A 26,111-nucleotide genomic window follows, 5' to 3' on the forward strand; every position below is an offset into this window, starting at 1 on the left:
AGGTAACCACCAACGCGTAACGTCAGCCTTGCTAGTGTCGACACAACGCCCGGGTGAGCGCCCGGCGCGATCCCGTACACAGCGCCAGTATCCAGTGAGGTGAAATTGAGCACCAACCCCTTCGACGACGAGGACGGCCGCTTCTTCGTTCTGGTCAACGACGAAGAGCAGCATTCCCTGTGGCCCGCGTTCGCGGAGGTCCCGGCGGGTTGGCGCGTCGTGTTCGGCGAAGAGAGCCGGGCCGCGTGCGTCGAGTACGTCGAGAAGAACTGGACCGATATGCGTCCCAAGAGCCTGCGCGACGCGATGGCCGCCGACGATGCGGCCCGCGCCCAGTCCTGAGCAGTAACACCGATACTGCGCCGGGACCCAGCTGAGCGTGCGGCCGCGTGGCTCCTACCGATGCCACGCGGCCGCAGCGCCCCGCTATGATGGTCGCTGCCCTCCGGGGCCGCACCAACCCGCCTCCTTAGCTCAGTGGTAGAGCACCGCTCTTGTAAAGCGAAGGTCGTCAGTTCAATCCTGACAGGGGGCTCACATCCCGAAGCCTCTCGAACTGTATTGCAGAGTTCGAGAGGCTTCGGTGTTTCACCAACGGCCCTCTTGCCGGAACCTCCAACTACGCCGTCAACAGAATCGGCTATCGAGTCGACAGCGTTTCGGCGGGCCAGATCACGACCTACGAGCTCGCCACACCGAGCGCCGACGGTCGGCCTGCCGAGCTCTGTTTCGTCGAGCGTCGACCGCTGTGAGGGATCGGTGAGTCGGGGTCAGCCGCGGCCGGTGACCATCGAGCGGGTCGAGGGTGCGTGGCCGGATCCGGGGCCCGGCGCTACCCGGTTGATCCGCAGGGTGCATGATCTCCGGCGCGCGCCGATCCGGGAACTGCGCGTGGAGGACCTGCGAATCCTTGTCTCGCAGCGGGTGTCGGTCACGGTGCTTCGGCGGCGAGTGATGGCAGAGCTCGACGAGGATCCCCTGGTATCGGGTGATCTCCATCCCGGCGATCTGCTGGTCGCGGTGCTGCGCGCTGCGGTTGCGCTCGAGCTCGCCGATCGTGGACGGCTGAGCGAGGTGGTCGAACGGATCGATCCGGGCGAGTCTGCGCGGGTTCCCGCCGAGGCGTGGCGTGAGATTCGGGAACTGGTGGGCAGGCTGTGAGGACGAGCGTATGTCTGCTGGAGGCTGAGCTGAGCTCATATCCGGAACTCGTAGGTGCGCTGCTGACGGCATCTGAAGAGTCTTGTCTACCAGGCTGATTGGCGAGAGCTGATGGTCTGTTCGATGAGGTCGTCGAGGGCTGTGGTGAGTTGGGGAGTGGTGACGGGGCGGGCTTCGATTCGGTCGCCTTCGCGGAACAGGTAGCGGCCGTCGTTGGTGTAGTCGACGATCTGGAGGCGGGTGCCGCCTTCCTTCCAGCCGTCGAGGGCTGGGCCGAGGTCGGCGCGGAACTCGGCGTAGGTGCGGAAGGGGCGTTGCAGGAAGCGGGTGGCCAGTTCGGCGGGGGTGCGGCGGGAGCCGGTGGGGTGGGGGCCGGAGAGTTCGTCGCGGTGGAGGTTGAAGCCGTCGTGCTTGCCTGCGGCGACCGTGGGGAGGACGGTGACCAGCCGCTGGGTGACGGCGGCCGCGGTGCGCAGGTAGATCAGGATATTGCCACCTTGGCCGTATTCGGGGCCGGGCAGCTGGGCGGCGACGACGCCGTTGCCGGATTCGGTGGCGGCGCAGGCCCGGATCATTCTGGTGCGGCCGTCGAAGCGGTGGCCGAACAGCTCCACCCGTAACTCAGGGTGGGCGAGTGCGTGCAGCGCGTGGTAGAGCGACTCGTCGGAGCCGATCTTGGCGATCAGCGAATCCGCTGCCCGGCGGCACTCCTGGTCGAACTCGTGCTGGGTCTCGACGCCCGAGGTGAAGGTGAGTGGCCACGGCATCCGGTCGCGGCCGAGGGTGTCCCAGGCGACCCAGAATTCGAACGGGGTCAACTCCCAGGCTTCGGTCATGCGTCGCCGCCGATCACCGGCGGAACCTGGGGGCGGTCCGGGCCGAGTAGTTCTTCGTGGACGCCGCGCAGGTAGTCGGGGGCCTTGTGCTCGTCCTCGTCGTCCTTGCCCGCGCGGGCGCCAGGCGCGCCCATCATGCCGGGCATGCCGGTGCGGCCCGCCGCCGTGCCTGCGGTCGTGGTGGTGCCGGCGCGCGGATTCTGGGTGCCGCCACCGGGCAGCGCCTGACCGGCGCCGGGCGCGCTCGGGCCGCTCGGGCCGCCACCGCCTGGGCCGCCGGTGCTGGTTCCGCCCGGACCGCTACCTGGAGTGGTGCCGCCGGGTGCGGTGCCGCCGGGTGCGGTGGTGCTCGCGGCGGTGGTGTCGTCTGTGCTGGGGGTGGTGGTCTCGGGGGTGGTGCTCGGGGTGGCCGAGGACGAGGTGGTGTCGCCATCGGTGCCGGTGTCGTCGCCGGGAGTGGTGGTCGCCTGCTCGGACGGCGTAGTGGCGTTCGGGTCGCCGGGGGTCGTCCCGTTGGTGGTGCCGTTGACCGAACCGTCGGTGGTCGACCCGTTGTCGGTGGATCGGCGCTGGGTGCCGTCGTCGGTAGGCTGGCCGCTAGGCGCCTTGGCCGGCGCGGGAACCTTCGGGACCTGGGTGTCGGATTGCACGGCGACCGGTTTGTAGACGGTGTTCATCACCTCGCGCGCGGCAGCCTGGGCCGCCTCGGCGCGCGCGGTGGCGGCGCTGTCCATCAGAACCGGTGTGCCCGGCATCAGATACGAGACGACCAGCCCCATCTTGCTGCCGGTCTGGCTTTCCGACTCGTGTGGAACCGAATACTTCACCTGCTGGAATCCGGAGCGCGCTTCGGCCATCTTGTTGGCGATGAGCCGGGCGGCCTGATCGACCCGGTGGATATCGGCCAGATACTGCCTGGTATTCGCCAGCGCTTGCGTCGCCGCGCTGCCCGCCCAGCCCCGCTCCATTTCCCGCTGGATACTGTCGTGAAAGGCGGTGGCCTTGGTGGTCGTGTCGTCGGCGAGCTGGTTCCAGCCGTCGATGCTCGTGCTCATCTGGCCGACATCGATCGAATCGACGAACTGCATGATCCGCGAGTGCGACATGTCATGAAAGCTCTCCATCACCGGACCGAGCACTTGCGGTGCGTACTCGCCGCGGAAACCCGCACTCAAGGTGCTGTTGGCGGCATAGAGGTCGGCGCGCTCGCGATTGCCGTCGGCCTGCGCGGTGAGCTCGGACTCGGTGGGGGCGATATCGCTGTCGAACAGCGAAGCGACGCGGTCGCCGATCCTGGACGGGCTCGACGCCGTATACGCGGCATTGCCCAGCGCGGTCATGAAGTCTGAGAACGTCATCGGATCCCCCCGGAATCAGTCGAGCTGAGTGGTCTGCTGCCTGATGGCGAGTTGGGTCGCTTCGTCGCAGTTCTTGTATGCGGCACCGGCTTTGCGGTACATGTCGGCCATTTGGGTGAGGATTTCGATGTGTTGCCGGGCTGCATCGAAGTACGATCCGGTACCTTCGCCGCCTTCCGCCAGGTCGGCGAACTTTTTGGCGAGTGTCTTGGCGGAGTTGAGGTCGCCGAACGAGTCGATGGTGACCATGCGCTGAGTTCTTCTGGCCAGGCCATTGAGGTCGTTGATGTAGTCGTCGCACAGCTTCGCGCAGCGCTCGGCGGCGTCGTACTCGATGATGAGCCGACCAGCTGCCGCTTCTCCTGCCAGCGTCTGGAACTGCTGGGCCAGTTCGTTCGGCGATGTCATCGAGTTTCTTCCTTCCGCTTCGTGGCCGCTACTGCGGCAGGAACGCTACGAAATGTGGCGCTGCCGCGTTTGCCCACTCGCAGGGGTCGGTTGTCGACTTGTTGCTCAGGAACCTCATCGCTGATACCGACACCCGGCCCTGGCTCGTGTCGAAGGTGATCTGGCACTCGTTCGGCGGTGTTTGTGAGCCAACGTAGTGCTGGACGGCGCGGCGATTCCCGATCGTGACGTCACGGAAACCGTGAAAGCGGTCGTTGGATCGGAACTCCTCCAGCGTGTGGGTCGTAGAAATTATGCCGATGTAGTAGCCATCTGCTGACCAGTCACAGCCTTTCCAGTCGTCGCGTCCGACGGTGAACGGATTGTCGTCCTTCGACGCAGGATCAACCCCCGCCGCGACCAACGCACTCTCCGGCACCCCACACGGATCGAACAACTGCTCCTTCGTCAGCGGAGCCCCACTGACCTCGGGCTGCCCGACCACATCATCGGAACATCCCGCGAGCACGAACACCGCGAACACTCCGCCAACCAGGCCGACCAGTCGCATCGTCTCTCCTCTTCCGCGCAACAGCTCTCGATAGTCTTTGACGCGGCCGGAGCCGATTCGGTTCCCGATCCCGGATCAGTCGGGAACGTTGGCGCCGTAGCCGAGGTCGCGGAGGGCGGCCTTGATCTTGGAGTGGGCCTCGTCGAGGGATTCGGGGGTGGGGTCGGTGTCGGCGCCGGAGATGTCGAAGTCGCCCATGGTGTAGGCGGGGAAGACGTGGGTGTGCAGGTGGGGGACCTCGAGACCGGCGATGAGCAGGCCGGCGCGTGGGGCGTCGAAGGCGGTGCGGACGGCCTTGCCGATGGTCTGGGCGAGACCGGTCATGCGGGCCATGACGGCGGGGTCGACGTCCTGCCACTGGTCGATCTCGGCGCGCGGCACGATCAGGGTGTGGCCCTGGGTGACGGGGGCGATGGTGAGGAAGGCGACGAACTCGTCGTCGGTCCAGACGAAGCGGCCGGGGAGCTGTCCTGCGATGATCGCGCTGAAGACGGATGCCATAGCCGCGAGCCTAACTAGATCGCGACGAAGTGCGACAGGATGCCCTGGACCTCGTAGATGTCGACCTGGCGGTTGAAGCGCTGCTTGATCGGTTCGGTGTCGCTGCCGATCCAGATGTAGAGCTCGGCGTCGAGGTCGAAGGTGCCCGCGGTCTCGACCGCGAAATGGCTGATCGACCGGTACGGGAGGCTGTGGTAGCTCACCTTGCGCCCGGTGACGCCCTGTTTGTCGATCATGATCAGGCGGCGGTTGGTGAACAGCATGGCGTCGCGGACCAGCAGGAACGCCGCGTACACCTGCTCGCCCTGGCCGAACAGTTTGGCGTATTCCTGCTGGGCGGCGGCGGGGTCGATGCGTCCCGCGTTGCCCATCATCCCGTCGAGCAGGCCCATGGTGTTCTCCCTTCGCCCGTGCTCCGGCGGACCGGATGTCGCGCCAGGTTCATTGTCCCCCAACCGAACCCGTTGCGGGCGGGGTGCGCGGGTGAATTCCTGGTGCCCGACGGCGGAGCGGGCGGGTGAGCTCGGGCTCGTGCTCGCGGGTCGGGCCGGTGAAATGGGGCGTGCGCGCTTCGCGCGAAGTGCGGGGCTAATCTCTTTTGCGTGCGCGTACTCGTCATCGGTTCCGGAGCCCGTGAACATGCCCTCGTCCTTGCGCTGCGCCGGGACCCGTCCGTGACCGCGGTCGTCGCCGCCCCGGGAAACCCGGGCATCGGCCAGTACGCCGAGCTACGCGCGGTCGATCCCTGCTCGGCCGAGGCCGTTGTCGCGCTCGCTACCGAGGTTGCCGCCGATCTCGTGGTGATCGGACCCGAGGTGCCGCTGGTGCTCGGCATCGCCGACGCCCTGCGCGCGGCGGACTTCCCGGTGTTCGGCCCGTCGGCGGACGCGGCGCGGATCGAGGGTTCCAAGGCGTTCGCCAAGGATGTGATGGCGGCGGCGGGTGTGCGGACCGCGCACAGCGAGGTCGTCGACAATCCGGCCGAGCTGGACGCGGCGCTCGACCGCTTCGGTCCCACCTGGGTGGTGAAGGACGACGGTCTCGCCGCCGGCAAGGGTGTGGTGGTCACCGCCGATCGGCGCGCGGCCCGCGATCACGGTGCCGAGCTGCTGGAGCAAGGGCATCCGGTGTTGCTGGAATCGTTCCTGGACGGGCCGGAGGTGTCGCTGTTCTGTCTGGTCGACGGTGAGACGGTGGTTCCACTGCTGCCCGCGCAGGACCACAAGCGCGTCGGTGACGGCGATTCCGGGCCCAATACCGGCGGCATGGGCGCCTACACGCCGCTGCCGTGGCTGCCCGCCGAGACGCTGACCGAGATCGTCGATGACGTGGTGAAGCCGGTGGCCGCCGAGCTGGTGCGCCGGGGGAGCGGGTTCTCAGGTCTGCTGTACGCGGGTCTCGCCATCGGTGCCAACGGTCCCGCCGTCGTCGAATTCAATTGCCGTTTCGGTGATCCCGAGACCCAGGCGGTGCTTGCTCTGCTCGACAGCCCGTTCGCCGAACTGCTGCACGCCACCGCCACCGGCCGCCTGGCCGAGGTCGAGCCGCCGCGCTGGAAGGACGGCGCGGCGATCACCGTAGTGCTGGCCGCCGAGAACTACCCGGCCCGCCCGCGCACCGGCGACGTGATCACCGGTGCCGAGGACGCCGGCGACGGCGACACCCTGGTCCTGCACGCGGGGACCGCCCAGCGCGCGGACAAGACCCTGGTCTCGGCGGGCGGGCGCGTGCTGAACGTGGTCGGCGTCGGTGCCGATCTGGCCGAGGCGCGCGAACGCGCCTACGCCCGCCTGGCCCAGATCAAGCTGCCCGGCAGCCACTTCCGCACCGATATCGGCGCGACGGAGGTTGTCGTCCCTGAGCGGGTGTAGTTCGAGGGTTCCGGTCGGTGACCTGGACGTGCCGGTCGCAGACTCCGCGCTGAGCCGTCACAAACCATGCTACTGGTCCCGATTTCGACCGTTTGGCACGACTATGGATACGCCAGCGCGGCGATAGGCCGCGTGTTGCTCGGGGTCGTTGGCGATGCGATGTCGCAGCCCGCGTCGGACTAAGTCAGGCGGAGGCCGTGCAGGGCCAGCCAGGCCGCGGGGTCGACGTGCTGACCGTTCTGGACGATCTCGAAATGCAGGTGTGGGCCGGTGGAGTCGCCGCGGTTGCCGATGCGGGCGATCTGCATGCCCGCGGGGACGCGTTCGCCCTGGGAGACGAAGAAGTCGTACATGTGGCCGTAGATGCTGATGGTGCCGTCGTCGTGGCGGATGCGGACCCACAGGCCGAAGCCCTGGGCGGGGCCCGCCTCGACGACGGTGCCGTCGGCGACCGCGTAGATGGGGCTGCCGATGGGGGCGGCGATGTCGATGCCGCGGTGCATGGTGCCCCAGCGCTGGCCGAAGCCGGAGGTGAACGCGCCCTTGGCAGGTAGGGCGAAGCCACCGCCGGACGGGGTCGAGCCGGGTACGAGGACGCCGGGAACCACCGGCGCCCGCGGGCCCATCCAGTCCTGCCACTCGCCGGACGCCGCGGCCGCGGCTTCGGCCTTGGCGCGTTCCAGGGTCGCACGGGCCGCCGCGGCGACGACCTTGGCCTCACGCCGCTTCTCCCCGGCGGCGATGGCGGCGAGCAGGCGCTTCGACGATTGCGGATTCGGCGGCAGCTGCGGAATGTAGGCGATCGCGACGTGCTGCGCCTCGCCGAGCGCCAGCGGGCGATCGGTCGGCGTGTCCCCGGTTTGCCCATCGGCGGCGACGAAGACCGCGACGGCGGCGACCCCGGCGATCAGCACCCGGCGTTCGATCAGCACCTGCCGCACTCGCTCGCGGCTCGGTCCGCGGCGCCAGAGTTCCTCGGCCGCCGTGCGGGGGCGCTGCCACAGCAACGTGCGGAACTGTCCGGCGCGCGCTTCGGCCGCGAGTTCACCGACCAGCGGGTGCTTGTCAGCCCAGGTGGTGGCCCAGGTGGCGATCCCGGCGCGCACCGGGACCTGGGTGCGCCAGTTCGAAGGCAGGACGCGACCGTTGATCACCCGCGCGGAGGCTGCTGTCGCGCGGTGAACGTCGTGCGGCTGCTCGCCCCTCGAGTCCGCGTTTGCCTGGGCCGCCGCGGGATCGGAGGTGGCACCGCCGGCGGTTCGTCCGGGATCCGCGGGTCCGATGCCCCGTTTTCTCCTTGCGGTCCAGAGCTGCCGGGCACGGCCCGCTTGACGCATGGGCACGAGGGCCGGGGCGGTAGCGCTTTCGGCAGGCAGATCGTCGCCAGCCCACTCCGCGGTGCCTGGGGTGGGTGTGTCGTGGGTGGCTGGTCCGGTGGTGTGCGGAGTGGGTGTGTCGTGGGTGGCAGGCCGGGTGGTGCCAGAGGTGTGCGTGCCGTGGGTGGTCGGCTCGGTGGTGTCTGGGGTGGGCGTGCCGTCGGTGGTCGGCTCGGTGGTGCCTGCGTTCGGTGTGTCGCGGTCGGTCCACTCATCGCCGGTGGCGCGATGCGCGGGCGGCGCGATGCGGGCGTGGTCCGGCGGCGCGTCGGCCGATCGCGCGCCGACCCGCCGTCGTACGGCCGTCCTCACCCACTCCATCTGGCCCCCGCGCCCGTGCCCCGACGCAGCCCCTCGGGGCAGGTCGGTGGCTGCGTCTTCGCTGTCGGAGCCATTCTGCCGACCATATCCGTGAACGACTACAACCGGGTGCTCTACCGTTTTCCTGGTGTCCAGACAATCGCGCCGGTCGACCATTCCCCCCTTCTACGTGATGGACGTGTGGAAGGCGGCCGCCGAACGGGCCAGATCGCACGGTGATGTGCTGGTGCTCGCGGCGGGGCAGCCGTCGACGCAGGCGCCTGCGCCGGTCCTGCGCGCCACCAGGACCGCGATCGACGATGAGCTGCTCGGCTACACCGAGACCTTCGGCATCCTGCCGCTGCGGGAGGCGATCGCGGGCCACCACAGCGAGACCTACGGCTGCGACGTACACCCGGACGAAGTGGTGGTGACCACCGGTTCCTCCGGCGCGTTCACGCTGATCTTCCTCGCCGCGTTCGACGCAGGCGACACGGTGGTGGTGGCCCGCCCCGGCTATCCGGCCTACCGCAATACCCTGACCGCGCTCGGCTGCGAGGTGGTCGAGCTCGACTGCGGCGCGCAGACCCGCTTCCAGCCGACCGTCGCCATGTTGGAGGCGCTACCCGAACCGCCTGCGGGCCTGGTGGTGGCGAGCCCGGCCAATCCGACCGGCACCATGATCGACCCGGCCGAGCTGGCCGCCCTGGCCCGCTGGTGCGAGGACAACGGCACGCTGCTGATCTCCGACGAGATCTACCACGGCATCACCTACGGTGCGAGCACGCCGACGGCCTCGGCCTGGGAGTTCTCCCGCCAGGCGGTGGTGGTCGGCTCGGTGTCGAAGTACTTCTCGATGACCGGCTGGCGGCTGGGCTGGATGCTCGCCCCCGCCGATCTGCGGCCCGCGCTGCAGCGGCTGGCGTCGAACATGACCGTGTGCCCGCCCGCGATCTCCCAGTACGCCGCGGTGCACGCGTTCGGGCCGGAAGCCAGAGATGAACTGGACGGGCACGTGCGCCGGTACGCGCGCAACCGGGCGCTGTTGCTGGAGGGGCTGCCGAGCATCGGCATCACCGAACTCGCGCCCGCCGACGGCGCCTTCTACGCCTACGCCGATATCGGTCATATGACCAATGACTCACTGGCGTGGTGCGCGCGGGTGCTCGCCGAGACCGGCGTCGCCATCGCGCCCGGACTCGACTTCGACACCGAGCGCGGTCTTCGCACGATTCGCTTCTCCTTCGCCGGCGCCACCGACGACATCGCCGCAGCACTCGACCGGTTGGGGCGCTTCCTGAAGGACTGACCAGTCCGCCGTCAACAGTGATGTGCGACAACAACTTTGCGTAGTACGAACACTTCTCTGCCGGGATGCGGTAAAACTCAGTTATCCCTGTTTCCCGCGTTTCCCCGATGACGATTGCGCACGGTTGAACTGATGATGACTGGCACGATGGTGCGGTGACCACCGCGACGACCCCGAAAGGCGAACGACGTCGCCAGGCTCTGGTGGCGGCGGCCGCTGAACTGTTGCTCGAAGGCGGCTTCGACGCCGTTCGGCATCGTTCGGTGGCCTCGCGGGCCGATCTTCCGCTCGCCTCGACCACCTACTACTTCGAGTCACTGGAAGATCTGATCGCCCGCGCCGTCGAATTCAGCGGGGCCATCGAACTCGACGCCATGCGCCGCCGGGTCGGTGAGGTGAGCCACCGCAGACGCGGCAGCGAGGCGACCGTCGACCTCGTCCTCGACCTGCTCGTCGGCCCCGACGACAGCGACCTCGACGCCCGCGGTCAGCTGATCGCGCGTTACGAGCGCTCGGTCGCTTCCGCCAGGCACCCCGAGTTACGCGAGGTGCAGCTGCGACTACGCACCCAGCTGGAGGACCTGCTCGCCGACGTGCTGCGCCGCTCCGATCGAGTCGTGCGCCCCGAACAGCTGCGCCGCCTGGTCGCCGTCGTCGACAGCACGGTGGTGGCCGCGCTGATCGAAGGCCACCCGGAACCTCGTCGCCCGGCCAGGGCGGGCCTGCTGGAGATGATCGATATCGTCGCCCCGCCCGTGGTGCCCAACCTGGTGCCCCAGCAGCTGGAGCGGGCGCGGCAACTAGACTGAGTGTTCGTGAGCCTTGTCCCGAACGTCCTCGCCACCCGTTACGCCAGTCCGGAGCTCGTCGCGCTCTGGTCGCCCGAGAACAAGATCGTGCTCGAGCGCAGGCTGTGGCTCGAGGTGCTGCGCGCGCAGGCCGCGCTCGGGATCGACGTGCCCGCCGGGGTGATCGAGGACTACGAGCGGGTGCTCGAACACGTCGACCTGGCCTCGATCGCCGAGCGGGAGCGGGTCACCCGCCACGACGTGAAGGCGCGGATCGAGGAGTTCAACGCGCTGGCCGGGCACGAGCACGTGCACAAGGGCATGACCAGCCGCGACCTCACCGAGAACGTCGAGCAGCTGCAGATCCGGCTATCGCTCGAGCACGTCTACGACCACGGGGTCGCCACCGCCGCGCGGCTGGCCGAGCGGGCCGCCGAGTACCAGGCGCTGGTGATGGCGGGCCGTTCGCACAATGTGGCCGCGCAGGCCACCACGCTCGGCAAGCGCTTCGCTTCCGCCGCCGACGAGGTGCTCGTGGCGCTGGCCAGGCTGCGCGACCTGATCGACCGCTACCCGCTGCGCGGGATCAAGGGCCCGATGGGCACCGCCCAGGACATGCTCGACCTGCTCGACGGTGACGCAGGCAAGCTGGCCGCGCTCGAGCAGCAGGTGGCAACGCACCTCGGTTTCGCGAATGTGTTCACCAGCGTCGGCCAGGTGTATCCGCGCTCGCTCGACCACGATGTGCTCTCCGCGCTGGTGCAGCTTGGTGCGGGTCCGTCGTCCTTCGCGCACACCATCCGGCTGATGGCGGGCCACGAGCTGGTCACCGAGGGCTTCCAGCCCGGCCAGGTCGGCTCGTCGGCGATGCCGCACAAGATGAACACCCGCTCCTGCGAGCGCGTGAACGGCCTGCAGGTGGTGCTGCGCGGGTACGGCTCGATGGCAGCCGAACTGGCGGGCGCGCAGTGGAACGAGGGCGATGTGTTCTGCTCGGTGGTGCGTCGCGTCGCGCTGCCCGACGCGTTCTTCGCCATCGACGGCCAGACCGAGACCTTCCTGACCGTGCTCGCCGAGTTCGGTGCCTACCCGGCGGTGGTGGCCCGCGAGCTCGACCGGTACCTGCCGTTCCTGGCCACCACCCGCATCCTGATGGCGGCGGTGCGGGCCGGGGTCGGCCGCGAGACCGCGCACGAGGTCATCAAGGAGCACGCGGTGGCGGTGGCGCTGGCCATGCGTGAGCAGGGCCGCGAACCCGACCTGCTGGACCGGCTCGCCGCCGACGACCGGATGCCGCTCGACCGCGCCGCCCTCGATGCCGCGCTGGCCGACAAGTCGGCGTTCATCGGCGCCGCCTCGGATCAGGTGTCCGAGGTGATCGCGCGGGTGCAGAAGCTGGTCGAGGCACACCCGGACGCCGCGCGCTACACCCCGTCGCCGATTCTCTAGCGCCGAGTCTCCGGAGCGATTCGTTCAGTTGCCGTCGGACCCCCGTGGGTCGTCGGCGGGGTTGACGTAGGTGATCGTCCAAGGGCCGCTGGCGTTGAGTTGGACGATCGTCTCGCCTTCGGCGGCGACGTAGTGCGCGGTGTCGGGTGCGATGCTCAGGTAGCTACCGGCCGGGTACGACGTGGTCTTGTCCCAGGCGGCTGCCTCTCCGTGGCCGAAGTTCGCGGTTCCTGACAGCACCGTCACCCGTTCGGTGCGGCTGTGCATGTGCGGCTGTACCTGGTAGCCGTCCGGGAATTTGAGTCGCATCGTGAAGAAGTCGTCGGCGCTGGGGTCACCTTCGAGCAGAACGTACTCGACGCCCGCGGGTAGCGAGGCGGGTCCGGGCTGCCAGTCGAGGTCATCCGGTGTTTGCAGGATCATCCCGTCCTGGTCTCCGGTTTGGGCGATGCTCGCGGGCAGGGCGACGCCGAATCCGGTGACCAGGGCCGCGGACACCGCCCCCACGGTGGCCAATGCCGACATTCTCGGGTGTGGTCTCATCAGGGTCTCCTCTCGATCCAGAGCGGAGTCGAGGTCGATGGGAAACCCGTCGGAGGTTTCCCTCCATCCAGGAATTGTCCCACTCGGCGACGCCGTCCGGCATCGTCCAACTGTGTGAGCGGGCGGAACCTCGGTGCTGATCGCGGGGCATCTTAGGATTGGGTGTGAACCCCTACACGATCTTCGCTGACATCATCGCCGGGCTCGCCCCCTCCTCCAAGGTCTACGAGGACAGCGATGTGCTGGCCTTCATGGATATCCGTCCCGTGACGCCGGGGCACGTGCTGGTGGTGCCCAAGGTGGCCGCGCCGAGTCTGGCGGATCTTGATCCGGTGCTCGGCGGCAAGCTCTTCCAGGTGGGGCAGCGGATCGCGGCCGCATTGCGCAGTAGCGAGGTGGCCGCCGACGGGGTGAACTTCTTCCTCGCCGACGGCGTGACGGCAGGTCAGGAAGTGTTCCATGTGCATCTGCATGTGATCCCGCGGACGCCGGGTGACGGCTTCGGGCTGCGCGCCAGGCCCACCTCTCCGGCGCGTGCCGACCTCGACTATCTGGCCGGGTCGATTCGCGGCGCGCTGTCCCGCTGACCTGCGTTTTCGGGCGAACCGGTCATCGCGTACCGGAAGGTTTGCTGATGAAACGCCCATAACGTCGAATGCTTTCTGATCGTTCACCGGTGAGTTACCTTGGGCTGTCATTGGCATGCGGTTATGGAGGGTGGGTCGTGCGTCGTACAGGTGTTGCTGCTGCAGTGCTGGCATTCGCCACAGCGTTGATCGGACCCGCGGTGGTGCACCCCACACCCGCGGCTGCCGCGCAGATCGTCGCGGCGCGTGAACTCAGCTCCACCAGGACGGCGATCACGGTGACCTCACCGGCGATGGGCCGCGATATCACGCTGCAGGTGCTGCATCCGGCCGGCGGCGGCGCACGTCCCACGTACTACCTGCTCGACGGTCTCGACCCCGGCGTCGAGCAGAGCACCTGGACCAACGCCACCGACGCGGAGGCCTTCTTCCGCGGCAAGAACGTCAATGTCGTACTGCCGCTCGGCGGGCAGGCCAGCTACTACACCGACTGGATCAGCGACGATCCGCGCTTCGGCCGGTACAAGTGGGAAACCTTCCTCACCCAGGAACTGCCCGGCCTGATCGACGCCAGGTTCTCGGGCAACGGGGTGAATGGCATCGGTGGGCTGTCGATGGGCGGGAATGCCGCCTACATCCTGGCCGCCCGGCATCCCGCGCTCTACCGCGCGGTCGCCGGCTACAGCGCGTGCCCCGACACCGCCATGGCGGCGGGCGCGATCATGTTCTCGGTGGCCAATCGCGGTGGCAATCCCGGCAATATGTGGGGCGCGCCTGGCGGTCCCGAGTGGGCGGCCCACGATCCGGCGCTGATGCTGGAGCGGCTGCGCGGCAAGGCACTGTACATGTCGACCGGCACCGGTATCCCCGGCCCGCACGAGGCCGAGCTGAAGCCTCAGCTCGCGGAGAACATCTTCCTCGGCGGCCCCATCGAACTCGGCGTCAACACCTGCATGGTCTCGTTCGAGCAGCGGCTGCGCGCGGCGGGCATCCCCGCCAAGATCGACTGGCACCCCGTCGGCACCCACTCCTGGTCCTACTGGGGCGAAGCGCTGCGCGCCTCCTGGCCGACCATCGGCCCAGCCCTCGGAGCCTGATTTCTCGAACCGGCGGCCCGGCTCGACGGCGTTCCTCGCCCGAGAGCCGGGCCGCCGTCGTCACCGTGGTGACCGCCCGCGCAGGACGGCACCCGCCACCACGGCGGCGACCGAGAATCCGGCCACGATCAGGACGTAACCGGCTGGGAAGCCGAGCAGTTCGACATTCTCGTGCCGAACGATGGTGTCGCGGAACGGTTCGTCGGAGGACGCGCGCACGAAGGTGGCGTCGGTGGCGATGGTCGACGGGTCGGGGACGGTGGTGGTGAGCACGGTCAGGTAGTCGTTGCCGAGCGCCATCGGTCGACTCAGTGCGGCGCGGCCGGATTCCGGCAGGGGACCGGCGAATTCGACGTCGACATTGTGCTGGGTCGCGTCGGCGTCGCCCCTGGTGACGCGGTGGTCGGCGAGGACATACATCCTGGTCAGCGTGGGTCCGGGGAGGCCTCGGTCGATACGCGTCGGGTAGATGAGGCGGTCGGTGTCGAACCGCAGCAGGAATTCGTCGGTGGACACGACACCGGATTCGGACGAGAAGGCGTCGCCGTCGTCGGCGAGCTGGACCGCGGTGAACGACCATCCCTCCCGCTGGTATTCCGCCAGCGCGCTCGCTGGTGAGGTGTCGACCGCGACCCCGCGGTTCGACAACCAGTCGGCGACCGCGGACAGCGACCCGGACAGGTGCGGTGGCCCCGGTGGTGGTTGATTGATGAGGACGCCGAACAGCTGCTCGGACTCCGGGATGTGCGCCTGTTGGAACCAGTGCCGCTGCGTCACAACGTCCGCTGCGGCGACCTCGTTCAGCTCGACGAAGAGCCCGGATTCGACCGGCCGAAGCGTCGCCGGTGCCGGCGTCGGAATCACCATCGCGGAATAGGGCGTCTCGGTGTCCATCGACGTGGTGTCGACGATCATCGTCTCCGTCCGCCCGTCCCAGGTCAGGAATACGTTGGTGAACTCGGCGCGTGGTTGCGGCTGCCCGGCGGGGCCGAGTGGCACCGCATCCGCCGAGGCGACGAACGGCACCCCGGTGCACAGTGCCGCGACGGCGAGGGCCAGGCGCAGCGCGGTGGTGGTCACCGGTCCAATGTAGTGACCGGCGGAGCGCTACGGCCGACAGCGGCCGAGTTGGCGGGACCGGGGGCATCGGTCCGGCTACGGTGGACGCATGGCTGGCGAGAATCTGACGGTGTCGGCGCCGATCGCGAAGAAGGTCCCCTTCGAGCGGGTGCATCACGGCGATACGTTCGTCGACGAGTACGAATGGCTACGGGACAAGGAAGATCCCGAGGTCATCGCGTATTTGGAGGCGGAGAACGCCTACACCGAGGCGCGGACAAGTCAGTTGCAGCCGCTGCGGGACAAGATCTTCGACGAGATCAAGGCGCGTACGCAGGAGACCGACCTGTCGGTGCCGACCCGGCTCGGTGAGTACTGGTACTACTCCCGCAGCTTCGAGGGCAAACAGTACGGCGTGCACTGCCGGTGTCCGATCGATGCGACGGCCGATGGCATCGACGCGTGGACCCCGCCGCAGCTCGAGGTGGATACCGAGATCGAGGGCGAGCAGGTGCTGCTCGACAGCAATGTGCTCGCCGAGGGGCTCGACTTCTTCGCGCTAGGCGCGTTCTCGCTGAGCCACGACGGCAATCTGCTCGCGTACTCGGTCGACAGCACCGGCGACGAGCGCTACACGCTGCGGATCAAGGATCTGCGCACCGGCGAGCTGCTGCCCGACGAGGTGGTCGGGGCCGCGCCCGGTGCCACCTGGTCGCTGGACGGCACGCACGTGTTCTATCAGACCGTCGACGAGTCGTGGCGGCCCGACACCGTGTGGCGCCATCGCGTCGGCAGCGGCGCCGATGCCGATGTGACGGTCTTCCACGAACCGGACGAGCGCTACTGGGTGAGCATCGGCGCGACCAGGTCCGAGAAGTACCTGATGATCTGGCTCGGTTCCAAGATCACCACCGAGGGCTGGGTGCTCGAATCCGACAACCCGGAAGGCGAGTTCCGGGTACTGCTGCCGCGCCGCGAGGGCGTGGAGTACTCGGCCGAGCATGCCGTGATCGGCGGCGAGGACCGCTTCCTGATCCTGCACAACGACGTGGTCGACGGGGTGAAGGCGGAGAACTTCGTGCTCGCGCAGGCGCCGGTCACCGATCCGTCGGACATGACGATTCTGATCGGGCACCGCGAGGACGTGCGGCTCGAGGACATCGACGCCTTCGCAGACCACCTGGTACTCGGTTACCGCCGCGACGCCCTGCCGCGAGTCTCGGTGTGGCCGCTCACCGAGCAGGGTTACGGCGAGCTCACCGAACTCGACTTCGGGCTCGAATTGTTCGCCGCCGGAACTGGTTCCAGCCCGGAGTGGGAACAGCCGACCTTGCGGGTCGGGGTCACCTCGTTCATCACCCCGATGCAGGTGTTCGACTATGTGCCCGCCACCGGTGAACTGCTGCTGCGCAAGGAACAGCCGGTTCTCGGTGGCTACGACGCGAACGACTATGTGCAGCATCGTGACTGGGCGGTGGCCGCCGACGGCACCCGGATCCCGATCTCGATCATCGCCCGCCGTGATCTGCCCGCCGACGGCCCGAAACCGGTGCTGCTCTACGGGTACGGCTCCTACGAGGCGAGCATCGACCCGTCGTTCTCGGTGTCGCGGCTGTCGCTGCTGGACCGGGGCATGGTGTTCGCGGTGGCGCATGTGCGCGGTGGCGGCGAGATGGGCAGGCTCTGGTACGAGCACGGCAAGACGCTGCAGAAGAAGAACACCTTCACCGACTTCGTCTCCTGCGCACAGCATCTCGTCGACACCGGAGTCACCGCGGCGGACCGGCTGATCGCCGACGGCGGCAGCGCGGGCGGCCTGCTGGTCGGCGCGGTCGCCAACCTGGCGCCGGACCTGTTCGCAGGCATCCTCGCCAATGTGCCGTTCGTCGACCCGCTCACCTCGATCCTCGATCCGTCGCTGCCGCTGACGGTCATCGAATGGGACGAGTGGGGAAACCCGCTGGCCGACGCCGACGTCTACCAATACATGAAGTCGTATTCGCCGTACGAGAACGTCGAGGCCAAGGACTATCCGGCGATCCTGGCGATCACCAGCCTCAACGACACCAGGGTGCTGTACGTGGAGCCGGCCAAGTGGGTCGCCAAGCTGCGCGACACCAAGACCGGTGACAGCGAACTGCTGCTGAAGACCGAGATGAGCGCGGGGCACGGCGGGGTCAGCGGCCGCTACGAGAAGTGGAAGGAAGTGGCCTTCGAGTACGCGTGGGTGCTCGACAAGGTCGGTCTGGCTGGATAACTGGCGGCTGGTGCCGCGGTTCTCTCCGCGAAGGCCTCGACCGTGCGGTGATGTTCGTCGGGGCGTCATCGCCGGAGCACGCGGGTGTCACCTGGGGCTGACACCGTAGGTACATGAACGCTGAGCTGATCGTTTCCGTGTCGGGGATCCGGGACACCACCCGCGACGCCGCGATCGAGTTCGCGGCGGAGATGGACCAGCGGAATGTGCGGCTGTCGCTGCTGGTGGCGCCCCGATTGAAGGGCAAGTACCGGCTGGTCGACGATCCGGCCACGCAGTCGTGGTTGCGCGGCAGGCGCCTGGAGGGCGACGCGATCGTGCTGCACGGGTACGACCAGGCCGCGACCAAGCGCAGGCGGGCCGAATTCGCCGGCCTGCCGCGGCACGAGGCGACCTTGCGGCTCAAGGCCGCCGACCGGGTGCTGGAGCAGGTGGAACTGCGCACCCGGTTGTTCGCCGCGCCGCGCTGGGACGCCTCGGCGGGCGCGCTGGCCGCGCTGCCGGATGTGGGCTTCCGGCTCGCGCTCGGTCTGACCAGCATCATCGACCTGGAGCGCGACACGGCCCAGCGGGCCAGGGTGTACGGCATCGGCGAAGGATTCCGCGCGGAGCCGTGGTGGTGCCGGGCCCTGGTGATGGGTGCGGAGCGCACCGCCCGGCGCGGTGGGCTGCTGCGGCTGGCGATCTCGGCCGCGCAGTTGCAGCGCTCCGGTCCCCGGCAGGCGATGCTCGACGCCGTCGACCTGGCGCTCTACCACGGCGCCCGCAGCGATGTGTACCGCTGGGAACCGCTCACCTCCGCCAAGGCGGCCTGACCGCCACCGCCGCGCGCGATCCGGCGATTACGCGCGCGGCGGTGGCCCTGCTATGGCACCTCGGGCGCGCCGTCGTGGGTGAAACCGCCCGCCTGAGCGCGGGTGAGCGGGCTGCGCCACGGATTGCCCACGAGCTGGTGCAGGCCGCGCCGGATGTCGGCCAGCAGCAGCTCGGCCATATCGAGGGTGAAGCCGTGCCGGAACACCGCCCGCATGATGGTCTCGTGCTGGCGATCGGCGGGCAGCGGGTAGGCGGCGATCAGCCAGCCACGGGTGCGCAACCGATCGGACAGGTCGTAGAGGTTGTAGGTCGCGTCGTCGGTGAGCCGCCACGACACCGCCGTGATGCCCTGCTCCGGGTGGCCCGCGTGGATCATCTCGAACGGGCCGAGCGCGCTCAGTCCCTTCGCGAAATGCCGGGCGACCAGGTAGATCGTGGACTGCACGCGGGTGTAGCCCGCACGGCCGAGGCGGATGAAATCGTAGTACTGGGTGATCACCTGGCCGCCGGGGCGCGAGAAGTTGAGATTGAACGTCGGCATGTGCCCGCCGAGATAGTCCACATCGAAGATCAATTCCCTCGGCAGGTCGGCCACCTCGCGCCAGATCGCCCAGCCGACCCCGAGCGGGGCGAGGCCGGTCTTGTGGCCGGATGCGTTGATCGACTTCACCCGCGGTAACCGGAAGTCCCACACCAGCTCCGGCGCGGTGAACGGGGCGAGGAAACCGCCGCTGGCCGCGTCGACATGGATCGGGATGTCCGGGCCGCCGTCGGCATGCAGGCGGTCCAGGCCCGCGCTGATCGCGGCGACATCCTCGAACAGGCCGGTGAAGGTCTGCCCGAAGGTGGGCACGACGGCGATGGTGTTCGCGTCGCAGTAGTGCGGCAGATCGTCGGGGTGCAGGGTGTAGCGGTCGCCGCGCAGCGGCACCTGGCGCAATTCGACATCGAAGTAGCGCGCGAACTTCTCCCAGCACACCTGGACCGGGCCGGTCACCAGATTCGGCGTCCCGGTCCCGCCGCCTGCCCGCCAGCGGAACTTCGCCGCCAGCCCGCCGAGGATCGCGGCCTCGCTGGAGCCGGTGGTCGAGGTGCCGAGGGTGGTCGCCGGATCCGGTGCGTGCCACAGGTCGGCGAGCATGCGCACGCAGCGGTGCTCCAGTTCGGCGGTCTGCGGGTATTCGTCCTTGTCGACGATGTTCTTGTCGATCGATTCGATCATGAGCCTGCGGGCCGGATCGTCGATCCAGGTGGTGCAGAAGGTGGCCAGATTCATCCGCGCGACGCCGTCGAGCAGGAGTTCGTCGTGCACCATCTCGTAGGCGACGTCGGGGAAGAGCTCATGTGCGGGGAAACCGCCGTGCGGGGCGGGTCGGGCGAAACCGGGGAGACTGAACAGATCGTGTGGATCGGAGTTCTCGGCCACTGGACTTCCTCCCGTCAGCGGGTGTACTGCCGAGTGTTTGCTCTGCCGTGATTCTGCAACAATTACGTTGCATAAGTGCTCGATCCGAGCCTACCGCGCGGATGCTCAGCGGTTACTATGCGTGAGCGGTTGATCAAGGGTTTCCGTTGGTTGTGGCACAGCACAGCAGGAGGCAGCGTTGATGACGGGCACCGCGACGAAAGCCGCGACCACAACGAAGTATCTGTCCTGGGTCACCTTGGCGCTGATGACCACGAGTTCGGTGGCGAGCCTGCGCTCCGCGCCGACGATGGCCGTCTACGGATTGGCCTGTGTCTTCCTCTACGTGATTCCCGCGATCCTGTTCCTGCTACCCACCTCGCTGGTCGCCGCGGAATTGGCCTCCGGCTGGGAGGGCGGGGTCTACAAATGGGTCGGGGACGGGCTGAACAAGCCGCTCGGCTTTCTCGCCGTCTGGTGCCAGTTCGCCATGACGATTTTCTACTATCCGAGTCTGCTCGCCTATGTGGCAAGCACTTTCGCCTACATCATTCATCCGTCGCTGGCCTCCAACGGGTTGTATGTGGCGATCGTGATCATCACCGTGTATTGGGCGGGTGTGTATGTGTCCTCGCAGGGCACCAAGACCGTGGCCGGATTGTCGAGCATGGGGCTGGTGATCGGCACGCTGATCCCCGGCACCGTGCTGGTGGTCCTCGGCCTCGTATTCCTCGCCCAGGGCAATCCCTCCGCGGCGCCGATGGATTCGAGTCATCTGCTGCCGGCCTGGACCGGCCTGGCCAGCCTGGTGCTGATCGTGAACAACTTCCTGTCCTACGCGGGTATGGAGATGAACGCGGTGCACGTGTCGTCGTTGCGTAACCCGGCCAGGGAATTCCCGAAGGCGATGTTCCTGGCTATGGGTCTGGTGCTGGTGATCTTCATCCTGCCCGCGCTCGCGATCAGCTGGGTCGTCCCGTCGGCCAGTCTCAGCCTCACCGCGGGCGTCATGCAGGCCTTCGACGGATTCTTCAGCCACTTCGGGATCGGCTTCCTCACCCCGATCGTGGGGATCGCCCTGGTGGCCGCCGCGCTGGGCGGCATGCTCACCTGGCTGGCCGGACCGTCGAAGGGGTTGCTGCTGATCGGGCGCAGCGAAGGCTATCTGCCGCCGATCCTGACCCGGCTCAACAAGCACGGTGTGCAGCAGAACATGCTGGTGGCGCAGGGCATCTTCACCACCCTCATCGCTCTGCTCTACGCCTTCATCCCGAATGTCTCCAGCGCGTACTGGATTCTGTCGGTGATCACCACCCAGGTGTATCTGATCATGTACGTGCTGATGTTCGCGGCCGCCGCCAAACTGCGCAGGGACGATCCCGATCATCCCCGCGGCTATCGCGCGCCCGCCCTGCTCGCGCTGTGCGCGCTCGGCGCGGCGTCCTCGATCGCCGCGTTCGCCATCGGTTTCGTGCCGCCCTCGCAGTTCGGCGCGGGCAGCCCGTGGATCTATGTGCTCATCGTCGGTGGCGGCATGGGCATCGTCGGCCTGCTCATTCCCTACCTGTTCTACCGAAATCGCAGGGACAGCTGGAAATTCACCGTCCCGGAAGGGGAGCGGGCATGACCACCGGAGACGCGCCCGACCGTACACGACACTGGATCTACCTCACCGCAGCCGGACTGCTCGTGGTGTTCGCGCTGATCGGGCTGTTCACCTTCTCCGCGATCAAGGAGAACACCGCGGCGAACAGCAAAGCCGAACAGTTGCGCAACGATCTGCTCGCCGCAGGCCTGCCGGCACCGGAGCCGGAGGTGATCGCGGCCGCGCTCGGCGACGACGGCGGCTCGGTCTGCCAGGATCCGAGCTCGCCACTGATCCGGGCGAGATATCAGGCCTCGCTGAGCAACGGCGCGTCGGGGCCGGGCCAGCGGCCGGTGATCGGCCCGCGCGCCGCCACGGAGGCGACGGCGCTCACCATCGCGGTCTACTGCCCGGATCGGTTGCCGGACTACCTTTCTCATCTGGACACCCTCCAGCTGGACGATACGACGAAGTGAGGCGGGCGTGATGACGGAGACTCCCGAGGTGGCCGCGCTGCGCGGCAAGATATCCGGTCTGATGGGTCAGGCGAAAACCGATCTGACCCAGCTGGTGTCGATGAAATCGGTGGCCGATCCGCGCCAGTTCCCGCCGGAGGGGTGCGTGGCGACGGCGCAGTGGGTGGCCGACGCGTTCGCCGCGGCCGGGCTCACCGATGTCGGGCTGCATGAGACACCCGACGGCAGCAATGCCGTGATCGCGTCGAAGCCGGCGCCACCCGGAGCACCGACGGTCCTGCTGTATTGCCACTACGACGTGCAGCCGCCGCTCGACGACGCCGCCTGGCACACGCCGGTCTGGACGCTCACCGACAAGGACGGCCGCTGGTACGGTCGCGGCGCCGCCGACTGCAAGGGCAATATCGTCACCCATCTGACCGCACTGCGGGCGATCGGTCCCGACTTCCCGATCGGCATCAAGGTGGTGTCGGAGGGGTCGGAGGAACAGGGGACCGGCGGGCTGGAGAAATTCGTCGTCGCCAACCCCGAGCTGCTCCGCGCCGATGTGATTCTGGTGGCGGACTGCGGCAATTTCGCGGTCGGCGTGCCGACGTTCACCCAGACCCTGCGCGGGAATGTGAATGTGGTCGTCACGGTGCGCACCATGGCGGGCCCGATGCATTCGGGCATGTTCGGCGGGCCCGCGCCGGACGCGCTGGCCGCGATGATCCAGCTGCTCGCCTCGCTGCGCGACGCCAAGGGCAACACCACCATCGACGGGCTCACCGCCGATCAGCAGTGGTCCGGCGAGCAGTACCCGGATGCGCAGTTCCGCGCCGATGCCGGGGTGCTCGACGGGGTCGACCTGGTCGGCAGCGGCACCGTCGCCGACATGGTGTGGGCCCGCCCCGCGCTGACCGTGCTCGGTATGGACGTGCCGGCCGTCGTCGGCTCGTCGGCGGCGATCCAGCCGAGCAGCAGGGCCAGGCTCAATCTGCGGATCCCGCCCGGCACCGAACCGCAGCATGCCTACGAGCTGCTGGAGAAGCATCTGCGGGCGCATCTGCCATGGAACGCGCAGCTCGAGATCGAGCTGGAGGCGCTGGGTGAACCGTTCACCGCGGCCGAACACGGGCCTGCACGCGCGGCGCTCGCCGCGGCCATGGCGACCGCGTACGGCCGTCCGGTGACCACCGAGGGGCAGGGCGGGTCGATCCCGCTGTGCAATGTCTTCGCCGACACCTACCCGGAGGCCGAGATCATGCTGATCGGTGTGGAGGAGCCGAAATGCCTGATCCACGCGCCCAACGAGAGTGTCGACCCGAGCGAGATCGAGCACATGGCGCTGGCCGAGGCGCTGTTTCTGAGCAGCTACCGCTGATCAGAACTGGCCCTGACTCTCCGGGTCGATCACCCGGAACTCGGTGCCCGCCGGGGCCATCTCGGTGAGCCTGCCGAAATAGATGCCGTGCGCGGCCGGGTCGATGATCCCGTAGTGGATGGGCACGGCTGTGCGCGGATTGACCGCGCGCAGGTAGTCGACCGCGTCCCAGATCCGCATCCACGGCGCCGCGGCCGGAATGGCCAGCACACCCACCGGGACCGGCGGCACCCACAGCGAGTCGCCGGGGTGCACCAGCTGCGCCGGGTCGGCCGCGGTGCCGAGCTGGAACACGGTGTTGTCGATCACGGGCAGCTCGGGATGGATCACCGCGTGCCTGCCACCACCGCCGGTGATCTGCAGCTCACCCAGCTCGAGTACCTGACCGGCCGAGACCGGCTCCCAGCCCTCGGCGCGCTGCTGCGCGGTTTGCGGATCCGACAGCAGGCGGGCGGACGGATTGGCCTCGATCAGCGCCTCGATCCGGTTCGGGTCGATGTGATCGGGGTGCTGATGGGTGACGGCGATGGCGTCGAGCCCGGTGATGCCCTCGAAGCCGTGCGCGAACGTGCCCGGATCGAACAGCACTTTCGCGCCGTGCAGTTCCACGAGGATGCAGGAGTGACCGAAGTGGGCGATGCGCATACCCGATGCTAAGCGCCGACGACCCCGGAAGGCGGGTACGACGGCCGGGTCAACTAGGATTTCCGATGTCACCCACACACCACATGAGGAGCAACGCGTGGCACGAGTCGTGGTCGAGGTCATGCCGAAGGCCGAGATCCTGGACCCACAGGGACAGGCCGTGGTCGGCGCGCTCCCGCGTCTGGGATTCGCCGGAATCTCGGATGTGCGGCAGGGCAAGCGGTTCGAGCTCGAGGTGGACGAGAGTGTCTCCGACGCCGAGCTCGAGCAGATCGCCGAGGCGCTGCTGGCCAACACGGTGATCGAGGACTGGAAGGTCGTGCGGGTCCAGTGACTGCTCGTATCGGCGTCATTACCTTCCCCGGCACGCTCGACGATGTCGACGCCGCCCGCGCGGTGCGGCTGGCAGGCGGCGAGGCCGTGAGCCTGTGGCACGCCGACGCCGACATCAAGGGTGTCGACGCGGTCATCGTGCCCGGCGGTTTCTCCTACGGCGACTACCTGCGCTGCGGTGCCATCGCCCGGTTCGCGCCGGTGATGGGCGAGGTCGTGCGCGCGGCCGGTCAGGGCCTGCCGGTGCTGGGCATCTGCAACGGCTTCCAGGTGCTGTGCGAGGCGGGGTTGCTGCCCGGCGCGCTCACCCGCAACGAGGGCCTGCACTTCATCTGCCGCGACGAGTGGTTGCAGGTCGAGGCGACCGACACCGCCTGGACCTCCCGCTACGAGCAGGGCGCGCAGATTCTCATCCCACTCAAGTCGGGTGAGGGCCGCTACCAGGCCTCCGCGCAGGTGCTCGACGAGCTCGAGGGCGAGGGCCGCGTGGTGTTCCGCTACGCGAGCGAGAACCCGAACGGCTCGCAGCGTGGCATCGCGGGTATCGCCTCGGCCAACGGCCGGGTCGTCGGCTTGATGCCGCACCCCGAGCACGCCACCGAGCCGCTCACCGGCCCGAGCGACGACGGCCTGGGCATGTTCTACTCGGTCATCGACAGCCTCGTGGGGGCCTGAGTTTTTGGAGCGCTGGCGCGCTCGAGGCTGTGTTGGTTGGAGCGCTGGCGCGCTCGAGTCGCGGCCCCCTTGGGTCCCGTCGATCAGGCGCCGTTGCTTGCTCCTTCGTCGCTTGCGCAACGGCGCCTGATCGACGGGACGGGCCGCGACCGCCGACTTCGTCGGCGGACCCTCCTCGAGGTCGGGTCGTGCGGGGCTGGGTTTGCTGGCGCGCTCGAGTCGCTGCGCGGCATGACCCTTCTCTGGTTCGCGTGGGTTGCTAGGGCAGTTGCTCGATGATGTCGAAGAACACTCCGTCGGCCTTCGCGAGATATGCGGGGCCGACGGCTTGGTTTCCGAGGAAGCCGCGGCGGGTCGACGGGCCGTCCAGGACGACGCCGCTGGACAGGTGCGCGGTGATGGTCGGCACGTCGAGGGTGCCCACCGTGTCGGCGAGGGTGCGTAGCAGGTGCATCGCCTCGTAGGTGGAGTTGCTGAACGTGGTCAGGGCAGGGGCGAATTCGCCCTGGTGCCTGCGGTAGCGGGCGCGGCGGGCGCGGCCGTCGGCGGTGTGCTCGTCGACGAAGAAGCTCGACGCCACATACAGGTCGGTATTGGCTCCCGGCCCCGCGCTCAACAGCACGTTCTCGTCGACCGCCGGGCTCAACCGGGCCATCGCGGTCGCCAGCCCGGCCGCGGTGAACTGCCGGTTGAAGCGGGCGGTGTCGGCGCCGACCAGCAGGATCAGCACCGCGTCGGCGCGGAGCAGGGCCGGGCTGTCGAGAAAGGCGCGGAAGTCGGTGGTACCGAGCGGGACATACTGCTCGGCCACGATGTCGGCGGGTGACGGCAGCGCGCGGCGCAGCGCGTGCACGGTCTGCCGTGGCCAGATGTAGTCGTTGCCGATCACCGCCCATCGGCGCACTCCGAGTTCGCGCCGCAACCAGGCGACGGCGGGCACGGTCTGATGATCGGGATGCTCGCCGACCAGCAGCACGCCGGGACGTTCGTCGGGCAGGCCCTCGTGATCGGTGGCGTAAAGATACGGAACTCGTCCGCCGACCGCGTCGGCGACCGCGCGGCGCACCGCCGAGGTGTGCCAGCCGGTGATCGCGCCGACCATTCCGGTGGCGAGGAACGCCTCGACCTCGGCGGCGACGGCGTACGGTGAACGGCCACCATCGATGGTGGTGAGCCGGATTTCCCGGCCGAGAATTCCGGTGCCACTGTTGATTTCGTCGACCGCGAGGGAAATGGCCGCGGTACACGACGGCGCGATGATGCCAGCAGGCCCCTGAGTCGGCACGATCGAGAGAATCTCGATCGTTTCCTCCCGGCTCTCGTCGCGCGTTGGCATTCTGTACTCTATCGCTTGAATTACTCG

At 68.3% G+C, this 26,111-nt stretch carries 27 protein-coding genes and 1 tRNA gene; 16 read left to right on the forward strand and 12 right to left on the reverse strand.

Annotation, left to right across the window (positions count from 1 at the left end):
- Positions 1 to 105 precede the first annotated feature (105 nt).
- From ACFOW8_RS05945 to ACFOW8_RS05955, 3 genes are all read left to right on the forward strand, one after another.
- Positions 106 to 342, forward strand: coding sequence for an MbtH family protein (locus tag ACFOW8_RS05945; RefSeq protein WP_022565839.1), 237 nt, complete (start codon positions 106 to 108; stop codon positions 340 to 342).
- 121 nt (positions 343 to 463) lie between these two features.
- Positions 464 to 535, forward strand: a tRNA-Thr gene (locus ACFOW8_RS05950).
- 224 nt (positions 536 to 759) lie between these two features.
- Complete coding sequence (locus tag ACFOW8_RS05955; protein WP_378546588.1) at positions 760 to 1,161, forward strand: contact-dependent growth inhibition system immunity protein; 402 nt, start codon at positions 760 to 762, stop codon at positions 1,159 to 1,161.
- 86 nt (positions 1,162 to 1,247) lie between these two features.
- Here ACFOW8_RS05955 and ACFOW8_RS05960 read toward each other — a convergent pair whose 3' ends face one another.
- The 6 genes from ACFOW8_RS05960 to ACFOW8_RS05985 all read right to left on the reverse strand — a co-directional run bounded on the left by ACFOW8_RS05960 (position 1,248) and on the right by ACFOW8_RS05985 (position 5,206).
- Positions 1,248 to 1,997, reverse strand: coding sequence for an ESX secretion-associated protein EspG (locus ACFOW8_RS05960; protein WP_378546591.1), 750 nt, complete (start codon positions 1,995 to 1,997; stop codon positions 1,248 to 1,250).
- A complete protein-coding gene (locus tag ACFOW8_RS05965) occupies positions 1,994 to 3,355 on the reverse strand; it encodes a hypothetical protein (RefSeq protein WP_378546594.1) in 1,362 nt (453 codons plus the stop codon). The genes ACFOW8_RS05960 and ACFOW8_RS05965 overlap by 4 nt, the downstream gene beginning before the upstream one ends.
- A 15-nt stretch (positions 3,356 to 3,370) precedes the next feature.
- On the reverse strand, positions 3,371 to 3,763 hold the full coding sequence (locus ACFOW8_RS05970; RefSeq protein WP_378546597.1) for a hypothetical protein: 393 nt from the start codon (positions 3,761 to 3,763) through the stop codon (positions 3,371 to 3,373).
- Between the two features lie 28 nt (positions 3,764 to 3,791).
- Positions 3,792 to 4,313, reverse strand: a complete 522-nt coding sequence (locus ACFOW8_RS05975) for a DUF3558 domain-containing protein (RefSeq protein WP_378546600.1) — start codon at positions 4,311 to 4,313, stop codon at positions 3,792 to 3,794.
- 75 nt (positions 4,314 to 4,388) lie between these two features.
- The gene (locus tag ACFOW8_RS05980) at positions 4,389 to 4,814 is read right to left on the reverse strand and encodes an HIT family protein (protein WP_378546603.1); all 426 of its coding nucleotides are present in this window, start codon (positions 4,812 to 4,814) and stop codon (positions 4,389 to 4,391) included.
- Between the two features lie 14 nt (positions 4,815 to 4,828).
- On the reverse strand, positions 4,829 to 5,206 hold the full coding sequence (locus ACFOW8_RS05985; RefSeq protein WP_378546606.1) for a PH domain-containing protein: 378 nt from the start codon (positions 5,204 to 5,206) through the stop codon (positions 4,829 to 4,831).
- Positions 5,207 to 5,416: 210 nt separating this feature from the next.
- Between ACFOW8_RS05985 and purD the strand changes: the two genes are divergently transcribed.
- On the forward strand, positions 5,417 to 6,685 hold the full coding sequence (purD, locus tag ACFOW8_RS05990) for a phosphoribosylamine--glycine ligase (protein ID WP_378546609.1): 1,269 nt from the start codon (positions 5,417 to 5,419) through the stop codon (positions 6,683 to 6,685).
- Between the two features lie 179 nt (positions 6,686 to 6,864).
- Here the strand turns inward: purD and ACFOW8_RS05995 are convergent, their stop codons facing one another.
- Positions 6,865 to 8,373 carry a M23 family metallopeptidase gene (locus ACFOW8_RS05995; RefSeq protein ID WP_378546611.1) on the reverse strand — a complete coding sequence of 503 codons (1,509 nt, stop codon included), beginning with the start codon at positions 8,371 to 8,373 and terminating at the stop codon, positions 6,865 to 6,867.
- A gap of 181 nt (positions 8,374 to 8,554) precedes the next feature.
- Between ACFOW8_RS05995 and ACFOW8_RS06000 the strand changes: the two genes are divergently transcribed.
- The 3 genes from ACFOW8_RS06000 (at position 8,555) to purB (ending at position 11,907) form a co-directional block, all read left to right on the forward strand.
- Positions 8,555 to 9,670, forward strand: coding sequence for a pyridoxal phosphate-dependent aminotransferase (locus tag ACFOW8_RS06000; RefSeq protein WP_378548526.1), 1,116 nt, complete (start codon positions 8,555 to 8,557; stop codon positions 9,668 to 9,670).
- A gap of 155 nt (positions 9,671 to 9,825) precedes the next feature.
- Entirely contained in the window at positions 9,826 to 10,479 is a 654-nt protein-coding gene (locus ACFOW8_RS06005; RefSeq protein ID WP_378546614.1) for a TetR/AcrR family transcriptional regulator, read from the forward strand.
- Positions 10,480 to 10,485: 6 nt separating this feature from the next.
- Positions 10,486 to 11,907, forward strand: coding sequence for an adenylosuccinate lyase (gene purB / locus ACFOW8_RS06010; protein ID WP_378546617.1), 1,422 nt, complete (start codon positions 10,486 to 10,488; stop codon positions 11,905 to 11,907).
- A 24-nt stretch (positions 11,908 to 11,931) separates the two neighbouring features.
- Here the strand turns inward: purB and ACFOW8_RS06015 are convergent, their stop codons facing one another.
- Positions 11,932 to 12,450, reverse strand: a complete 519-nt coding sequence (locus ACFOW8_RS06015; RefSeq protein ID WP_378546620.1) for a cupin domain-containing protein — start codon at positions 12,448 to 12,450, stop codon at positions 11,932 to 11,934.
- A gap of 164 nt (positions 12,451 to 12,614) precedes the next feature.
- On the opposite strand from ACFOW8_RS06015, the gene ACFOW8_RS06020 reads away from it, so the two are divergent.
- Together ACFOW8_RS06020 and ACFOW8_RS06025 are read left to right on the forward strand one after the other, a co-directional pair.
- The gene (locus tag ACFOW8_RS06020) at positions 12,615 to 13,037 is read left to right on the forward strand and encodes an HIT family protein (RefSeq protein ID WP_378546623.1); all 423 of its coding nucleotides are present in this window, start codon (positions 12,615 to 12,617) and stop codon (positions 13,035 to 13,037) included.
- A 164-nt stretch (positions 13,038 to 13,201) separates the two neighbouring features.
- Entirely contained in the window at positions 13,202 to 14,134 is a 933-nt protein-coding gene (locus ACFOW8_RS06025; RefSeq protein ID WP_378546626.1) for an alpha/beta hydrolase, read from the forward strand.
- Between the two features lie 60 nt (positions 14,135 to 14,194).
- Here the strand turns inward: ACFOW8_RS06025 and ACFOW8_RS06030 are convergent, their stop codons facing one another.
- A complete protein-coding gene (locus tag ACFOW8_RS06030) occupies positions 14,195 to 15,214 on the reverse strand; it encodes a DUF2330 domain-containing protein (RefSeq protein ID WP_378546629.1) in 1,020 nt (339 codons plus the stop codon).
- Positions 15,215 to 15,302: 88 nt separating this feature from the next.
- Between ACFOW8_RS06030 and ACFOW8_RS06035 the strand changes: the two genes are divergently transcribed.
- Together ACFOW8_RS06035 and ACFOW8_RS06040 are read left to right on the forward strand one after the other, a co-directional pair.
- Positions 15,303 to 17,450 (forward strand): S9 family peptidase, encoded by a 2,148-nt coding sequence (locus tag ACFOW8_RS06035; protein ID WP_378546632.1) that lies wholly within the window; start codon positions 15,303 to 15,305, stop codon positions 17,448 to 17,450.
- Between the two features lie 113 nt (positions 17,451 to 17,563).
- On the forward strand, positions 17,564 to 18,265 hold the full coding sequence (locus tag ACFOW8_RS06040; RefSeq protein ID WP_378546635.1) for a DUF2334 domain-containing protein: 702 nt from the start codon (positions 17,564 to 17,566) through the stop codon (positions 18,263 to 18,265).
- A gap of 50 nt (positions 18,266 to 18,315) precedes the next feature.
- Here the strand turns inward: ACFOW8_RS06040 and ACFOW8_RS06045 are convergent, their stop codons facing one another.
- Positions 18,316 to 19,692 carry a glutamate decarboxylase gene (locus tag ACFOW8_RS06045; RefSeq protein WP_378546638.1) on the reverse strand — a complete coding sequence of 459 codons (1,377 nt, stop codon included), beginning with the start codon at positions 19,690 to 19,692 and terminating at the stop codon, positions 18,316 to 18,318.
- 181 nt (positions 19,693 to 19,873) lie between these two features.
- Here ACFOW8_RS06045 and ACFOW8_RS06050 point away from each other — a divergent pair, with 181 nt between their 5' ends.
- From ACFOW8_RS06050 to ACFOW8_RS06060, 3 genes are read left to right on the forward strand one after another with little or no spacing between them, the layout of a single operon-like run.
- Positions 19,874 to 21,298: an APC family permease gene (locus tag ACFOW8_RS06050; RefSeq protein WP_378546640.1), complete on the forward strand. Its 1,425-nt coding sequence runs from the start codon at positions 19,874 to 19,876 to the stop codon at positions 21,296 to 21,298.
- Positions 21,295 to 21,732 (forward strand): hypothetical protein, encoded by a 438-nt coding sequence (locus ACFOW8_RS06055; RefSeq protein WP_378546643.1) that lies wholly within the window; start codon positions 21,295 to 21,297, stop codon positions 21,730 to 21,732. The genes ACFOW8_RS06050 and ACFOW8_RS06055 overlap by 4 nt, the downstream gene beginning before the upstream one ends.
- Positions 21,733 to 21,742: 10 nt before the next feature.
- Positions 21,743 to 23,095, forward strand: a complete 1,353-nt coding sequence (locus tag ACFOW8_RS06060) for a dipeptidase (protein WP_378546646.1) — start codon at positions 21,743 to 21,745, stop codon at positions 23,093 to 23,095.
- Here the strand turns inward: ACFOW8_RS06060 and ACFOW8_RS06065 are convergent, their stop codons facing one another.
- Complete coding sequence (locus ACFOW8_RS06065; RefSeq protein ID WP_378546649.1) at positions 23,096 to 23,740, reverse strand: MBL fold metallo-hydrolase; 645 nt, start codon at positions 23,738 to 23,740, stop codon at positions 23,096 to 23,098. It lies immediately after the preceding gene.
- Positions 23,741 to 23,837: 97 nt separating this feature from the next.
- Here ACFOW8_RS06065 and purS point away from each other — a divergent pair, with 97 nt between their 5' ends.
- Together purS and purQ are read left to right on the forward strand one after the other, a co-directional pair.
- Complete coding sequence (gene purS, locus ACFOW8_RS06070) at positions 23,838 to 24,074, forward strand: phosphoribosylformylglycinamidine synthase subunit PurS (protein ID WP_378546652.1); 237 nt, start codon at positions 23,838 to 23,840, stop codon at positions 24,072 to 24,074.
- On the forward strand, positions 24,071 to 24,748 hold the full coding sequence (purQ, locus tag ACFOW8_RS06075; RefSeq protein ID WP_378546655.1) for a phosphoribosylformylglycinamidine synthase subunit PurQ: 678 nt from the start codon (positions 24,071 to 24,073) through the stop codon (positions 24,746 to 24,748). The genes purS and purQ overlap by 4 nt, the downstream gene beginning before the upstream one ends.
- Before the next feature lie 259 nt (positions 24,749 to 25,007).
- Here the strand turns inward: purQ and ACFOW8_RS06080 are convergent, their stop codons facing one another.
- Positions 25,008 to 26,084, reverse strand: coding sequence for a substrate-binding domain-containing protein (locus ACFOW8_RS06080; protein WP_378546657.1), 1,077 nt, complete (start codon positions 26,082 to 26,084; stop codon positions 25,008 to 25,010).
- Between the last annotated feature and the right edge of the window lie 27 nt (positions 26,085 to 26,111).

The organism is Nocardia rhizosphaerae (genome assembly GCF_042650365.1).
GTDB lineage: Bacteria > Actinomycetota > Actinomycetes > Mycobacteriales > Mycobacteriaceae > Nocardia > Nocardia rhizosphaerae.